Consider the following 14972-nt stretch of genomic DNA (forward strand, 5'->3'; position numbering starts at 1 on the left):
GGGAGCTTTTTGTAAGATTATATAATTAAGACCTGCGTTTTCTATCGCTTCCGCCTTCGCGTTTTCCAGCACTGCTTCCGCCTCTTTCTTCACGGCTTCTTCCAGAGAAATCTCTGAAACCACCACCGCTGTTTCCACCCTCACGTCTGCCGCTTCCACCGCTGCTTCTTCTATCACTGCTTCCGCCTTCACGTCTTCCGCCGCTATAGCCTCCGCCACCGCCACCGCTTCTTCTTTCGCCACCGCCAAAGCCACGACCGCCGCCGCCACTTCTGCGTTCTCCTCCGCCATCACCATCAGCAGTTTTTTCGATTCTTACACCGCGGTTGTTAAATTCAACACCTTTAAAGTTATTGAACAATGAATCTACCGTAGCATTTTCAACCTCAAAGAATGAATAAACACCTTTTAAGTCAATTTTTCCAATGTTTTTTCCGCTGATCTTACCGTTGTTACATACAAAAGATAAAAGATCTCCTCTTGTAAAATCATCAACAGAACCAAGGTTTATAAACAAGCGGGTATAACCTTCATTGCTTCTCTGTCCTCTTTCACCACGCTCACCGCGCTCACCACCTTTGTCATCCGTAGCATTCAGATCAGGTGCATTCTTGTAATACTCCAAAAAGCGGTTAAACTCTAAAGAAGCAAAACGTTTGATCACCTCATCTTTGCTCAGTTCAGCAAACTCGTCCATGATGCGGGGCATATACTGCTCTATCTGGGCTTCATTTACTTCTACATTGTGTACTTTATGTACCAAAGCAAATAATTGCTTTTCGCACACGTCAAAGCCTGTAGGAAGATCTGCTTTGGTAAATTTCTTACCAATGATCCTTTCAATCTGACGGATCTTGCCAATCTCTTTAGAGTTGACGATACAGATAGAGATACCTGTTTTACCTGCACGACCAGTACGGCCGCTACGGTGGGTATAACTTTCAATTTCGTCAGGCAATGAGTAATTGATTACATGGGTAACGTTGTTTACGTCGATACCACGTGCCGCTACGTCCGTTGCAATAAGTAACTGCATGTTGCGGTCGCGGAAACGCTGCATCACCTTATCCCGTTGCTGCTGAGAAAGATCCCCGTGCAACGCGTCAGCATTGTAGCCATCTTTGATCAGGTGTTCTGCAACATCCTGGGTGTCCAGTTTAGTTTTACAAAATACTACCGCAAAGATCTCAGGATTGAAATCCACTATGCGTTTCAGTGCAGCATATTTATCTCTTGCACGTACTGTATAGTACTCGTGCTCAATATTTACGTTACCAGCATTTTTTGTGCCCATGGTCAGCTCCACCGGGTTGTCCATGTAATTTTTAGCTATCCTTCTTACCTCTGGAGGCATAGTAGCGGAGAATAACCATGTTTTTTTGTCATCAGGAGTGGTCGACAAGATGTCGTTAATGTCCTCCTGGAAGCCCATGTTCAACATTTCGTCAGCCTCGTCGAGTACTACAAATTTCACGTTTGTGAAATCTATAGCCTTACGGCCAATAATGTCCAGCATGCGGCCCGGTGTAGCCACTACTATTTGTACACCGATTCTAATTTCACGCAGCTGCTGCATAATGTTTGCGCCACCGTAAACGGCAACGACATTAGCACCAGAGATGTTTTTTGAGAAATTCTTGATGTCGCTTGTAATCTGCAAGCAAAGCTCTCTTGTCGGGCATAAAATCAATGCCTGAGGCTTATTGCTTTTAAAGTCGATCAATTCTAACAGAGGTAAACCGAATGCGGCTGTCTTTCCTGTTCCTGTTTGGGCCAAACCAACAAAATCGTTATTGCCCTCTAACAGTACAGGAATACTTTGTTCCTGAATAGGAGTAGGTGTTTCGAAACCTAAATCCTTTACGGCATTAACAACGTCATCACTTATCCCCAAAATACTAAATGGGTTTGTCATGTATTATAATTTATTAAGCCGCAAAGGTACGGTTAATAATCGGTATTTTATAGAAGCCTAACTAAATAAAAATGAGGGGCTTAATTATCTCAGTCGGTCGGCTGATCTCAGTAATTGCTCGTCTTTACGGATTCCGCGGATTGCAAGGAGGTTAAATACCAAAGCTACGAGAGGGAGGAACGTACCTGCAGCGATGGATGCTCCGTTTAGTCCACCGGGCAATTGCTGCCCACTATAAAAGCAAATCACAGCCAAAGCGGCGATGACAAAATTAGCAACCAGGATAATCCCTTTCTGAAGCTTGCGGTTTTTGAAGAAGAAAATAGCAGCGAAACAAAGTATTGCAGCGGCCAGGTTTAAGGTTATGGGTACAAAGGCATACCTAACAACATAACTGGACGCTGATTCTGTCTGTATGTCCGTAAGAAGGCCGCTTGTGTAAATGCCGTGTACAACACCGTTTACATTTTTACTAAGCAAAGGCAGGAAAAACATGCATATCAGCGTTATTACCGCTAAAACCAACCAGATCGATTGAACCCTTTGTATCATATCAATTTAATAATTTTAGCAAAGATATTAAAAGACAGAAACTAAGCAATCTGATATATGATTTAAAAAAGATAAATTTGTAGCATTGAACAAGCATAGATATTTTATTGAATTAGCTTACAATGGCACCGCATATCATGGCTGGCAGATACAGCCCAATGCCATTACTGTGCAGGAATGTTTGGATAAGGCATTGTCTATCTATTTCAGACAGCCAATAGCCTCGCTTGGCTGCGGCAGGACAGACACTGGCGTACATGCCAAAGAATTCTATGCTCACTTCGATCTGGAATTGGCCCAAGCTGAAGAACTCAGGTCAAAGATGCCAAATCCCGAATCTTCGGTATCCGGTATCAATTCGCTGCTGCCTTATGATATTTCTGTAAAACGCATATTTAAAGTCGCAAATGATGCACACGCCCGTTTCGACGCAACCGAAAGGGCATACCAGTATCACTTACACTTTCATAAAGACCCTTTTAAGCTGGACAGGTCCTGGCTGTACAAGTGGGAGCTTGATGTAGCAGCTATGAATGAAGCAGCAGAAATTCTACTGGTACACACAGATTTTTCCTGCTTTAGTAAATCCAATACCCAGACTTTTACCAACAACTGTAAAGTAACTGAAGCCCGGTTTCAGGCAGGTGATGACGGACTAGTCTTTACCATAAAGGCAGACAGGTTCTTAAGAAATATGGTTCGTGCCGTTGTTGGTACGCTGATGAGAATAGGTAAAAATGAAATCAGCTTGGATCAGTTTAAAGAGGTCATTGAAAGTAAGGACCGCAGCAATGCCGGACAGTCTGTTCCCGCCTGTGGCTTATACCTTACTAGTGTAATTTATCCATATGTCAACTAAGCCATGTCTAAAATAACCGGAGATGCATTCAATTCAGGCCTGCTGAAAAGAATATTTCAGTATGTAAGGCCCTATAGAAATATCTTTGCCTGGGCAATTGTTTTGACCATATTACTGGCATTGATTGCGCCTGTCAGGCCTTTTCTTATCCAGTATACGCTTGACAATCATATTATGAAAGGCAATTATTCAGGGTTGCTTAATATGACGATCATTATGCTGGTGCTGCTGGTACTGCAGGCGGTAATACAGTTCAGCCATACTTTGTTAACAAATACACTCGGACAATCCGCCATCAGGGACCTGCGCATCAATGTGTTTAACCACATTACGAAACTAAGGCTGAAATATTTTGACAATACACCAATCGGGCAACTGATCACCCGGACAGTTTCTGATTTGGAAACCATTGCTGAGATATTTTCAGAGGGATTGATCGTTATTATTGGTGATATACTGATGGTTATTGTCATCATCGGGGTTATGTTGTACAAGGACTGGACCTTAACCATCATCGTATTGCTGCCCATGCCCTTGCTGATCATTGCCACATCTATTTTTCAAAAGGCCATAAAATCGGCTTTTCAGGAAATTAGAACAGAGGTGTCCAACCTTAATACTTACCTGCAGGAACACATCACCGGTATTTCTATCATCCAGTATTTTGCAAGAGAAAACCAGGAATATAAAAAGTTTATCAAAATAAATGCCCGGTACCGTGATGCCAATATCCGGTCCAACTGGTATTATTCCATCTTTTTTCCTGTAGTAGAGATTATATCGGCCATGTCGCTCGGCTTACTGGTATGGTATGGGTCTAAAAGTATTCTTTCCAACCCCCTTACCGTTACCCCCGGAATTATAGCAGAGTTTATCCTGTACATCAGTATGCTGTTCCGGCCCATTCGCGAGCTTGCTGATAAGTTCAATACCCTCCAAATGGGGATGGTAGGAGCAGAGCGGGTATTTAAAGTTTTGGATACCGATGAAGTAACCGAGAATAAAGGTGCCCTGGCTCCTGAAAAAATGAAGGGTGCCATTGCCTTCCAAAATGTATGGTTTGCATATAACGATGACAACTACGTATTAAAAGATATTTCCTTTGAGGTAGAAGCAGGAAAAACCATAGCGCTTGTAGGGGCAACCGGTGCTGGTAAATCATCCACCATCAATATTTTAAACCGTTTCTATGAGATCCAGAGGGGTGAAATAAAAGTCGATGGGCTGAGGATTCAGGATTATGAGCTCAGTTATCTGCGCGGTAAGATTGCTACAGTTCTGCAGGATGTATTCTTGTTTTCAGATACCATATTTAACAACATTACCCTTAATAACCCAGCCATTACTATGGAGCAGGTAGTAGATGCGGCAAAAAAAGTAGGTGCTCATGACTTTATTGAACGATTGCCAGGAGGTTATCAGTACAATGTGATGGAGCGTGGCGCAACGCTATCAGCGGGACAGGCCCAATTGGTTTCCTTTATCAGGGCATTGGTCTACAATCCATCTATTTTAGTGCTGGATGAAGCTACTTCTTCTGTGGATACGGAAACAGAAATGCTGATACAGCTTGCCATAGAAAACCTGATGCAGGGGCGTACTTCTATCGTTATCGCCCACCGTTTATCTACCATACAGAAGGCCGACAGAATATTGGTGCTGGACAAGGGGGAGATCAAAGAAATGGGAACGCATCAGCAATTACTCAAGCTGAACGGATACTACAAGAAGTTGTATGACCTGCAGTTCCATTCAGCTGGAGTAAAAATCTAATGATCTCTTCAAAGGCTGCATTTCCGATGAAGGATCGGAACGCTATTCCTTTTCTGAGATATTAAATTTTAAGGTCACAAGGAGCTAGAAAGTAAAAATCCTTGTTATATATACCCGTTAGCGAAGCCGTTGTTTTTGTTTCAGCAGTAGTTTTTCGAGTTTGTCGTATTCTACATCCTGCACATTGATTTTGTCATCAATCGCGATAGCTGCGGCTGTAGCCGCTGATTCACCAAGGATCATGAAAACGGGCTCCATCCTTGCCGAACCATAGGCGATGTGCGAACTTGATAAACAGACTGGTACAAATAAATTGGTGCATTCCGAAGCTTTAGGTACAATTGCACCATAACCAATACTATAAGGTTTAGGTGCTTTTACGCCTATATCCCCCTCATTTTGCACAAAGCCCTTGTCCGTAACATAGCGCTGTGTATTGTGAGAGTCCAGAGAATACGAACCCATTCCTACTGGTTTTGGTACTTCTTTTTTACCCAGCACTTCGTTTTCAGTCATTACATAATCACTCACCATTCTTCTTGATTCCCGTATGTAAAGCTGATGTGGCCAGTTGCCATTGTCCTTAAATTCATCTTTAGACAAACCCCAGGTTTTCAGTTTTTTTTGCAGCGCAGCAGGCACTCTTGTATCCGTGATCATAAAGTAATACAGGCCTTTCTGATAATTCTCATGTTCTTTAACGATCTTCCTGCGCTGCTCATAGGAAGCTTCCGGATAGTCATAGTTCATGCCGATAAAGTCTGTGCTAAAAGGGCCGTGATTGTTGGTGTCGGTCTTTCTGTTCGGAATATCGTCAAACTTCTCAAACAGTTCTGTCCAGCCACTCTGGAATACCCTGGCCAGCAGTTCATAGTCCATTGCGTTATAATTATCCGGTTTTGGAAATGTAATCCGGTTGTCCGGATGGTTGGTCATACACACCCTGAAGCAGTATGCCTGAAGCTTATCATCACCCTGACCTTTTATGCCAGGTGGCTGATCGGAAATCCCCGCCAGCAATCCGCTGCTTTTATCACCCGGTACTTTATAAGGATCTACAGGTGTCATAAAATGATGCTTATGCTGAAAAACTTCAGTTTGCACACCATTCCATTGCTCCCCATACACCGAATTTGCTTCCCTGCCTATGTGGTAGCTCACTTTTGAGGTAGCCATCAAGTCGCCTTCATAGGTGGCATCTATAAACATTTTTCCTTTAAATACTTTTCCACTCAGCGTTTTCACAGAAAGGATTTTTCCGTTCTTCATGGTCACGCCATTGCTGCGGTCCAGCCATTCGTTGCGGTATACCGTGATCTTATGTTCCTTTACAAAATCCTCCATGATCTTTTCCGCTACATGAGGCTCAAAGATCCACATGGTACGGTCTTTTCCATCCATCGCAGGGGTGCCCTGTCCCTTATTGCCGTATTCACTTTTCATTTGCCATTTCCAGGAGGCATCATCCTGATAGTGCATATAGACCCGGTGATAGAACTCCCTTGATAATCCGCCTATCACCTCTTTATTGCCTGTGTCAGTAAATCCAAGTCCCCCGGATGACAATCCGCCCAGGTGTATCTCCGGAGATACCACGATCACTTTTTTGCCTAGTTTTACTGCGCTTACTGCGGCTGTAATTCCTGCCGACGTACCACCATAAATGATGATGTCTGCTTCCAGGTTCTTTTTCTGAAAAGCAGACAAGTCAATGAACAGGAAAAGCAACGCTATGACAAGAGATATACTTATAATTTTTTTTTTATTCATGTTTACGAAGTTAATAATGCTTTTAAATAACCGGGATAATTTTCTGCGTCGCCCTTTGTAATGCTGTCTCCAAAACACACCGTTTTATGGTAAGGGATTTTATGATCTAGAATGTAATCATACACACTGACTGCAATGAACCTGTAGCCATTGGCAGTAGGGTGGATGCCGTCCCTTTTATTGCTGTTTGCCAGGTTTTTCAATAGCGAGTCCTTATCGTCACTGATCTTACCAATGGCATTAAACAGGTGTTCAAGGTCTATCAGGTGTGCTTTGTAGTCGGCCGCTATTTTTTTGATCACGTCATTTACCTGTTTTCTTCTGCCGGCTACTCCCTCTGGTTCATAGAAAGCTGCAGGATGCCGGGTCAAAAGATCTGGTTCATGACAGGGTAGTATGGTCATCATAATGAGTTTGCTTTTCCTGGCCAGTATGCCTTTGGCCAGTTCCCGCATGTTTTGCTCGTACTGCTTCAGCGGAATGTATTTCACGCTGTTCATATCATTTGTGCCTGCCATTAAAATGGTCAGTTCGGCTTTATGTAGATAACAATCCTTTTCTACTCTGCCCAGAAGGTCCTTAGTGGTATTTCCGCCTATTCCGGCATTGATGATTACTAAATCGCCATCATTTCCTGCCGCCGGACCCAGGTGATCATTTGCTGCAATAGCAGGTGTGCCAAGCAGGATATTCCCTGCTACCACACCTGCTATAGTTTTTGCAATATTTTTAACTGCTGTTCTTCTGTTATACATTTTAATTGGTAAGCGTATACGTAAAGATTTTGTAGTTCTTGTCTACACCGAGGCCAAGTTCCGTGTTGTTGCTGGCCGAACTTAATGTAATGATAATTGTTTTGTTACCGCCAATCAGAGGGGTATTGATGACCGGGATATTAATGGCGGCAAAATACTGTCCTGCCGGAATTGTTACACTTTTCTGTGCCGGGGCATTGTAATTGACCCCATCTGCCGCCGTACCGCTCAGCGTATACTGAATAGTGACGTCAAAGGTTTTCAGTGTATTTACATACACCCTGGCGCTGGCCGGCGATACAGAAACTTTGCCAGTAGCCGTGTTCCCTATAGCAGTACTTGCTGTGGGGCTTGGTCCGGTATTTAATTTGGCAATAATGTAGACCGCATCGGGAATAGGCGGGTAGTTTTTATCATCTTTTTTGCAGCTGCTGATCAGTGTAATGCCCAGCATTAAAAAAACAGCGTATGGTATTAATTTATGTAAGTTCATGATAGGTTTTTTTAATAGCCGGGATTAGGAACCAGATTAGGGTTAATGATCAATTCAGAGGCAGGGATCGGCCAGCGTACCCAGTTTGCATTGGTATAGCCGGTCACGGCCGCATACCTGCCAGTTCGGATCAGGTCATAGTACCGCTTTCCTTCGTATACCAGTTCAGATAACCTTTCCTTTTCTATGGCCAGCCGTACCTCATCTTGTGTCGCTGCACTGGTATTGCCTACATTAGCCCGGCTGCGGATCTGGTTGAGCAAAGGAATTGCCTCACCTGTTTTCCCGCTTTCGTTAAGTGCTTCGGCCCTGAAGAGGACAATCTCTGCCAGGCGGTATACAATGCGGTTGGCATCCTGCTGCAGCACATTGTTGGCCACTGTTCCGGGATACTTTGCAATATAGGTCTGGTTTGGATCACGGTACGGGGCAGGTACAGGGCCTGAGTTTTTAAAGGTGCCGGCCCTGCGAAGGTCGTTTGCAGGTAATGCATTCAGCACTGCTACCGATGGCTGAAAGCGCCAGTTGCCCGCTGTATATGCCGCACCCAGCGGTAGAAACAGATCGGTCAGCGGATTGCTGTTTCCTTCCTGGTAAGTGTAATTGTACTGAATTTCAAAGATGGATTCAGTCGTGTTTTTGGAAGCAAAGATGCTGGCGTAATTGTTACCTGCCACGAGGCTATAATTGGCAGGGCTGATGATGACCAGCCTGGCCATTTCAGCCGCATCATCATATTTCTTTTGCCACAGGTAAAGGTCAGCCAGCATACTTCTTATGGCAGCTTTGGTAGCTCTTCCCTTGTTCTCCAGTGTACTGCCAAAAGGCAGATCAGGCACCCTGTCCAGCGCCGCTTTAAGGTCCGTTTCCACTTGGATAAACAGCGCCTGTCTGTTGCTCAGCGAAGGATAGAGATTGTCCGTCCCACCTTCAAAAGGTTCCAATACCAAGGGTGCGTTTTCAAATGTCCTTGCCAGGTAGAAATACACCATCCCCCTTAAAAAATACGCCTCTCCCAAAATACGCTCTTTGCGTGCATTCAAGGCCGGGTCTGACATTCCAGGTACATATTTAAGGACGTTATTTATTCTGTTCATTGCCGAATAGAGAAAGTTCCATGTGGCATAACCGTTTGCTGAGCCTACATTTCCGGTGGTAATTTCGAGTTCCGTAGCGAATGAACGGTCTGTACTGGCAAATACATCCGTACGGCCGTCGCCCCACATTACATAAGCATTTGCATTGCCCTGCATGGCATCATAGCAGCCTATGATTGCATTGTCTGCATCGGATGCAGTTTTAAAGAAGTTGCTTCCGGTAATTAGACTTTCGGGTACTTGCTCCGTTACCTTTTCACAGGCAAACAAGGAGAGGGCAACTGTATATAGTACTATTAATTTTAAGTTCTTCATCTTCATCATTTTTTAAAATCCAACGCTTAAACCAAATATGAACGATCTGTACTGAGGGTAGGTGCCCTGGTCGAGACCTATGTCTGTTACCCCGTTTGCCATTGCACTGGCTTCCGGATCATAGCCTGTATAGTTGGTGATGGTAAACAGGTTTTGCGCCGTAGCATAGATCCTGCAGTTTTTAACAGGAGTGCGGCTTAGCGCCGTATTAGGAAGTTTGTATCCAAGTGTTGCGGTCTTGATGCGGAAGTAAGAGCCATCTTCCAGCCAGCGGTTGGAGAAGCGCCTGTTGCCCGCAGGATCGGCAGCATTAGCTCTAGGGATATCTGTAACATCACCTTCATTTCTCCATCTTCTCAGATTGCTGTAATTACCGCTAAAACGCTGGTCTGACTCTGTGGTATAACGGGTTCCATTTACGATATCATTTCCATAAACAAAGGTTGCCAGTACATTCAGGTCAAAATTCTGATAGGTAAAATTGTTGCTCAGACCTCCTGTAAATTTAGGGAGTGCCCTGCCTATGATCATCCTGTCGAGGTTATCAATGGTATTATTGCCATTGGCATCTGTAATGATCAGGTCGCCTCCTCTATAAACATAGTTGGTTGTTCCAATACTGGTAGAAGTAAGGCCTGTGCTGTTGTCTGTGGTGTACTGATAGACGCCGTTTGACTGCCATCCGTAGAAGCTTCCGATCGGTTCACCTACTCTCAACACCGAATAGGATACCAGCGAGCCTGTCAGCCCTGCCCCTTTACTGAGGATGATTTCTGTAGCGCCCGAGTTGAGGGCCACCACCTTATTCTTGTTAAATGAAACGTTAAAATTGGTGCTCCAGCTAAATTTCTGGTTTTCAATGTTACGGGTATCTAAGTTAAACTCCAGTCCCCTGTTTTCCGTTGCGCCTACATTCTGTAGTACAGAACCAAATCCTGTAGTACCCGGCAGCGGAACGTTTAACAGCAGATTAGACGTTTTTTTAACATAGGCATCCACATTCAGTGCAATCCGCGAATTCAGTATAGAGACATCCATCCCGATGTTGTACTGGTCTGTGGTCTCCCAGGTAAGGTCCTGATTAGGCAATATACCCAGACTGATACCGCTCTGTCCGATATATCTTGTGCCGGTATTGTACTGGCCCTGTGCTACATAGTCGCCTATATCCTGGTTTCCTGTGCGGCCTACGCTACCTCTCAGTTTTAAATCATTGATCAGGGACGATTTGTTCCAGAAGCCTTCGTTGGTAATGCGCCAGGCAGCAGAGATTGCAGGGAACATTGCATATTTTTTGTTCGCCCCAAACCTTGACGAGCCGTCACGCCTCACTGTTCCCTCCAGCAGGTACTTGTCAGCAAAGGAGTACCCGATCCTGGCAAAAGCTGAAGAAAGCCCGTTGGCGGATACCGATGAGGAAACGCTACCCGCTATAGAAGCCGCATTCAGCGTATAAATATTGTTGGTAGCATATTGTGATCCTGACTCGTTCATCGCAAAAGAGCGTCTTTTTTGCTGACTGTAACCTACTAATCCAGTCAGTAAGTGTTTCCCCAATGCCTTGGTATAGACCAATGTATTCTCGTTGATCCAGCCATTTACGTCAGAAGAGAAAGCCACACCCGAAGAAGTACCGTTGCGCATGGCGTCTGAAGGCTCAAAGAACGTATCCAGTACACCGGCATAGTTTAATCCAAAGGTAGCCCTTAACTTTAGGTCCGGCAAAATGTTGTATTCTCCGTATACATTGCCTACCAAAGAAGCTACCTCATTCTCATACTTTACCCTCTGGGCATAGATCACGGGATTGATAAAGCCAGAGACATCGTCGTTATACAAGGTGCCGTCAGCATTATACAAGGGCATGGAAGGAGATTTTTTTAAACCCACCTGGATGAGTGATAATCCCCCGTCATCCGTAGAAGCCCTTTTATTGATGTATTTGGTAATGGAGATGTTCGAACCGAACTTAAATTTATCAGTGGCATCATAGTCCATATTGAACCTGCCATTTCCTCTTTTATAGCTGGAATTGATGATGATGCCTTCCTGATCAAAGTAATTTCCGCTCAGAGAAAAACGAAGTTTATTCTCGCCGCCCCTTATGGCCAGTTCATAGTTTGAAATAGGAGCCGCTCTTAGGATTTCGTCCTGCCAGTCGGTATCCGCGAGCCTCCCGAGCGTATCCGGCAATATAAAGCCATACAAAGCAGTAGTTCCATAATTCAGGGCATTGGCCCTTCCTTCCTGGATTAGCTCCAGCGATTGCGAGCTGTTCAGCATTTTAATCCTGGTGTTTTTGTTGTCCTGTTGAGTACCTGTATAGTAATTCAAACTATAGGTGGTTCCGCCTTTTTTACCTCTCTTGGTAGTGATCAGCACGACGCCATTTGCAGCTCTCGAACCATAAATCGCCAGTGCGCCTGCATCTTTCAATACCTCCATAGACTCTATGTCGTCGGCATTGATGGCCGAAAGGGCAGATGGGGGAGTACCACCGCGGCTATTATATCCGGTCAGGGAACCCGATTCAACCGGAACACCATCTACAATATACAATGGATCGTTGCCTGCATTGATGGAAGTAGTACCTCTGATCCTGAGGGTTACTGCACTTCCTGGTGCTCCCGAGTTTTGCACTACCTGCACGCCCGAAGCCCTTCCCTGAATCAGCGACTGAGGGGTAGCTACCGGAAGGTTTACGATTTCTTCACCTCTTATAGAGGATACTGCCGAAAGCAGGTCCTTTTTCTTCTGTGTACCATAGCCCACTACTACCACCTGGTTCAGTTCCTTACGGTTCTCTTCCAGTTTCACGTTGATAGTGCTTTGGTTATTTACTTCAATTTCCTGGTTGAGGTAGCCGATGTACGAAAATACCAATACGCCATCCTGGGGAACATTCAATATATAAGTGCCATCCTTATCGGTGGTGGTACCGATGGTACTACCTTTTAGCTGGATACTGACACCTGTCATGGCCAAATTAGCCGCATCCGTCACCCGTCCTTTTACCACGATGTCTTTTCGCGCTTTCTGGTCAGACACGATGACTACCAGTCCGTCGCCAAACAGGCGGTAGTTTAGTCCGGTATCTTTCAGTACCATTTTAAGCACCTCCAATACAGGGGTATTGTCTACATTTATGGAGACTTTATTGTTTAGCCCTTCAAATTCCTCACTGTAAAGCAGACGGATATTTCCCTTCTCTTCCAGCATAGAAAAAGCGCGCTTTATCCTGATTTCCTTGGCGTCGATGCTCACATTATTTTGCGAGTATCCGTTTGCGGAAACCTTGATGCATAAAACTAATGTTAAGATAATGGTCCAATTAAGCATTAAAAGGAGTTTGGTTGAGAAAACATTAGACAAAAAATACCTTAAGAAAACGCTGTTGCATAGTTCCTTATATTTCATAATTTTGTGGTTACAAGTTAATAAATCTGAAAAAGTAGCATAGCTACTGCGGATGATTTCATAATCGGGGGGTGTTGTCGCACCACCCGATTTGTTTTTTAGTAAATCTCTATGTCATGGTTCTGGATTTTGAAGTTAAAGTGTTTGGTTAATTGCATTGCCTGCAGGGCCTGGAGGATGGTTTCTTTAGAAAACGCGCCCGTATAGCGGTAGTCTTTTATTTTAGGGTCTCTGATGTTGATCTTCACATTGTACCAGCGGTCCAGCTTTGGGGCCAGTTCTTCCATCGATTCATTTTTAAACACCAGGTAGTTTTCTTTCCAGGATGTTTCTGTCAGGTATTCTTTGTTGGCCACAATTACAGGCGCCACGTATTCTATGATTATTTTAGCGCCTTTTACGCTGGAAGGATCTTGTTTAGTAGGGTTGTCTTGTTCGTTGAGAATGAATTTCTCTGATGGTTTTAAGACGATCTTTTCGTTTGGCCTGTTGTTTACAGAAAGCTCTACCGAACCCCTGATCAGGGTAGTTTCCGTACGCTCATCATTTTCATAAGCCCGCACATTAAAGGATGTGCCCAATACCTTGATAGATATTTTCTCTGTTTTGATGATAAAAGGGTGCTCTTTGTCGTGTTTTACGTCGAAAAAAGCCTCCCCACTGAGCGTGACCACCCTTTGGTCTCTGTTGACCATGGCCTTATCGTAAGATAGTTTGCTCTCAGAATTAAGCCAAATATTCGTTCCATCGGGCAATGTGATATTTTTCCGGATGCCTTTGCCCGATATAATCTGCGTATCCGCTACCGTTACTTCGGCTGTTTTTGGATAGTAAAATAACACAACTGTTACCAAAGCCAGAAACAAGGTACACGTATAAAGTACCCTGGATATACTCCATTTGCTTCGCGGTTCTTCTTCATTGTCAATGGCCATTTCAATTTCCATTGCATTCATATTCTGAGTTTGTCTTTCCTTGTCAAAATTGAACAGCGATTTATGTTTCAGCAGATGCTTTTCGTAAAGCTCATTTACGTTTGTATCCTCTGCCGGATTGGCCCATATTTGCTTAAAGATTTCTTCGTAGTAGACCGCATCAGGGTAATGAGCCATCAGCTCTCCGAGTTCTATTAACTCAAGTTCTGAAATTTCTCCTGCCATTTTACAGCCCAATAGCTCTATGATGCGATGATCATTCATACTCGCGTGGTCTTATTATATCTGGTTATATGTGTAAGACAATATTTTTTAAGAAACTCCCTAGTGGAGGTGAAAAAAAATTAGTGACTGTCTGCTTTCTATCTGCGTACTTCTCTGAGCCGGACATCGTTGGGAGCTGAGCCGGAGGTGGCCCGGACCTCGTCTGGACCTCAAAGGGTACCAGATCAAGCACAAATCAAATTTGGTAAGGCAATTTTAGGAATAGACAACAAATCGGCTTCTTAAGCCAAATTAAACTCATCTTTCAGGATGACCATCAGCTTCTTGATGGAAGCAACCAAATGTGCATCTACCGTCTTGACTGAAATGTTCAGGATCTCTGCCACTTCTTTATAGCTAAAGCCATCCTCTTTTACCAGCTTAAACACTAGCTTGCCTTTTTCAGGAAGGGTATTGATCGTTTCTTCCAGTCGCTTCCTCAATTCGTCATTGATCAGCAACTGCTCAGGGGTCCTGATGTTAAGGTGTACACTGACATCGAGGTCATCGAGGGAAGTAAACTTCCTGCTGCTGTCTTTCTTTACCAGATTCAGTGAAAGGTTTCGGGCGGTGATGAATGCATATGACCTGACATTCTTTACGGCTGTGAGTTCTACCCGCCTTTGCCATAAAACCAGCATTACGTCGCTGGCTGTCTCTTCAGACAGTTGTCGGGATTTTAAAAAGCAAAGAGAAAACCGGGTGAGGGGGCCGAATAATAGCGTAAAAAGCCTTCTGTACGAAGTCTCGCAATTGCGTTTAGCCATGCTATCTATCAATATGGCAATCTCGTCGTACATGGTGTTTGGTTATAGTTGGTTAACCAA

Annotated in this window: 11 protein-coding genes; 2 read left to right on the forward strand and 9 right to left on the reverse strand. The window is 44.2% G+C overall.

Annotated elements, in window-relative coordinates; translation table 11 throughout:
- Positions 1-25: 25 nt before the first annotated feature.
- A complete protein-coding gene (locus tag EZ437_RS07010; RefSeq protein ID WP_131594553.1) occupies positions 26-1915 on the reverse strand; it encodes a DEAD/DEAH box helicase in 1890 nt (629 codons plus the stop codon).
- Positions 1916-1999: 84 nt separating this feature from the next.
- Positions 2000-2467, reverse strand: coding sequence for a DUF4293 domain-containing protein (locus EZ437_RS07015; protein WP_131594556.1), 468 nt, complete (start codon positions 2465-2467; stop codon positions 2000-2002).
- Positions 2468-2552: 85 nt separating this feature from the next.
- On the opposite strand from EZ437_RS07015, the gene truA reads away from it, so the two are divergent.
- Both truA and EZ437_RS07025 read left to right on the forward strand, forming a co-directional pair.
- Positions 2553-3326, forward strand: coding sequence for a tRNA pseudouridine(38-40) synthase TruA (truA, locus tag EZ437_RS07020; protein WP_131594559.1), 774 nt, complete (start codon positions 2553-2555; stop codon positions 3324-3326).
- A 3-nt stretch (positions 3327-3329) separates the two neighbouring features.
- Positions 3330-5099, forward strand: a complete 1770-nt coding sequence (locus EZ437_RS07025) for an ABC transporter ATP-binding protein (protein WP_131594562.1) — start codon at positions 3330-3332, stop codon at positions 5097-5099.
- 117 nt (positions 5100-5216) lie between these two features.
- Here the strand turns inward: EZ437_RS07025 and EZ437_RS07030 are convergent, their stop codons facing one another.
- The 7 genes from EZ437_RS07030 to EZ437_RS07060 form a co-directional block, all read right to left on the reverse strand.
- Positions 5217-6869 (reverse strand): FAD-dependent oxidoreductase, encoded by a 1653-nt coding sequence (locus tag EZ437_RS07030; RefSeq protein WP_131594564.1) that lies wholly within the window; start codon positions 6867-6869, stop codon positions 5217-5219.
- A gap of 2 nt (positions 6870-6871) precedes the next feature.
- Complete coding sequence (locus tag EZ437_RS07035) at positions 6872-7624, reverse strand: SGNH/GDSL hydrolase family protein (RefSeq protein WP_131594566.1); 753 nt, start codon at positions 7622-7624, stop codon at positions 6872-6874.
- A gap of 1 nt (position 7625) precedes the next feature.
- On the reverse strand, positions 7626-8117 hold the full coding sequence (locus EZ437_RS07040; RefSeq protein ID WP_131594568.1) for a hypothetical protein: 492 nt from the start codon (positions 8115-8117) through the stop codon (positions 7626-7628).
- An 11-nt stretch (positions 8118-8128) separates the two neighbouring features.
- The gene (locus EZ437_RS07045) at positions 8129-9529 is read right to left on the reverse strand and encodes a RagB/SusD family nutrient uptake outer membrane protein (RefSeq protein ID WP_165500357.1); all 1401 of its coding nucleotides are present in this window, start codon (positions 9527-9529) and stop codon (positions 8129-8131) included.
- Positions 9530-9541: 12 nt separating this feature from the next.
- Positions 9542-12868: a TonB-dependent receptor gene (locus EZ437_RS07050; RefSeq protein WP_165500358.1), complete on the reverse strand. Its 3327-nt coding sequence runs from the start codon at positions 12866-12868 to the stop codon at positions 9542-9544.
- A 176-nt stretch (positions 12869-13044) separates the two neighbouring features.
- The gene (locus tag EZ437_RS07055; RefSeq protein ID WP_131594574.1) at positions 13045-14145 is read right to left on the reverse strand and encodes a FecR family protein; all 1101 of its coding nucleotides are present in this window, start codon (positions 14143-14145) and stop codon (positions 13045-13047) included.
- Between the two features lie 242 nt (positions 14146-14387).
- Positions 14388-14945, reverse strand: coding sequence for an RNA polymerase sigma factor (locus tag EZ437_RS07060; protein ID WP_131594576.1), 558 nt, complete (start codon positions 14943-14945; stop codon positions 14388-14390).
- Between the last annotated feature and the right edge of the window lie 27 nt (positions 14946-14972).

The organism is Pedobacter psychroterrae, assembly GCF_004331695.1.
Taxonomy (GTDB): Bacteria; Bacteroidota; Bacteroidia; order Sphingobacteriales; family Sphingobacteriaceae; genus Pedobacter; species Pedobacter psychroterrae.

Coding starts and splice junctions, on each gene's coding strand:
- EZ437_RS07010 (WP_131594553.1), bottom strand. CDS start 1,915: ATGACAAACCCATTTAGTATTTTGGGGATAAGTGATGACGTTGTTAAT.
- EZ437_RS07015 (WP_131594556.1), bottom strand. CDS start 2,467: ATGATACAAAGGGTTCAATCGATCTGGTTGGTTTTAGCGGTAATAACG.
- EZ437_RS07025 (WP_131594562.1), top strand. CDS start 3,330: ATGTCTAAAATAACCGGAGATGCATTCAATTCAGGCCTGCTGAAAAGA.
- EZ437_RS07030 (WP_131594564.1), bottom strand. CDS start 6,869: ATGAATAAAAAAAAAATTATAAGTATATCTCTTGTCATAGCGTTGCTT.
- EZ437_RS07035 (WP_131594566.1), bottom strand. CDS start 7,624: ATGTATAACAGAAGAACAGCAGTTAAAAATATTGCAAAAACTATAGCA.
- EZ437_RS07040 (WP_131594568.1), bottom strand. CDS start 8,117: ATGAACTTACATAAATTAATACCATACGCTGTTTTTTTAATGCTGGGC.
- EZ437_RS07045 (WP_165500357.1), bottom strand. CDS start 9,529: ATGAAGAACTTAAAATTAATAGTACTATATACAGTTGCCCTCTCCTTG.
- EZ437_RS07050 (WP_165500358.1), bottom strand. CDS start 12,868: ATGCTTAATTGGACCATTATCTTAACATTAGTTTTATGCATCAAGGTT.
- EZ437_RS07055 (WP_131594574.1), bottom strand. CDS start 14,145: ATGAATGATCATCGCATCATAGAGCTATTGGGCTGTAAAATGGCAGGA.
- EZ437_RS07060 (WP_131594576.1), bottom strand. CDS start 14,945: ATGTACGACGAGATTGCCATATTGATAGATAGCATGGCTAAACGCAAT.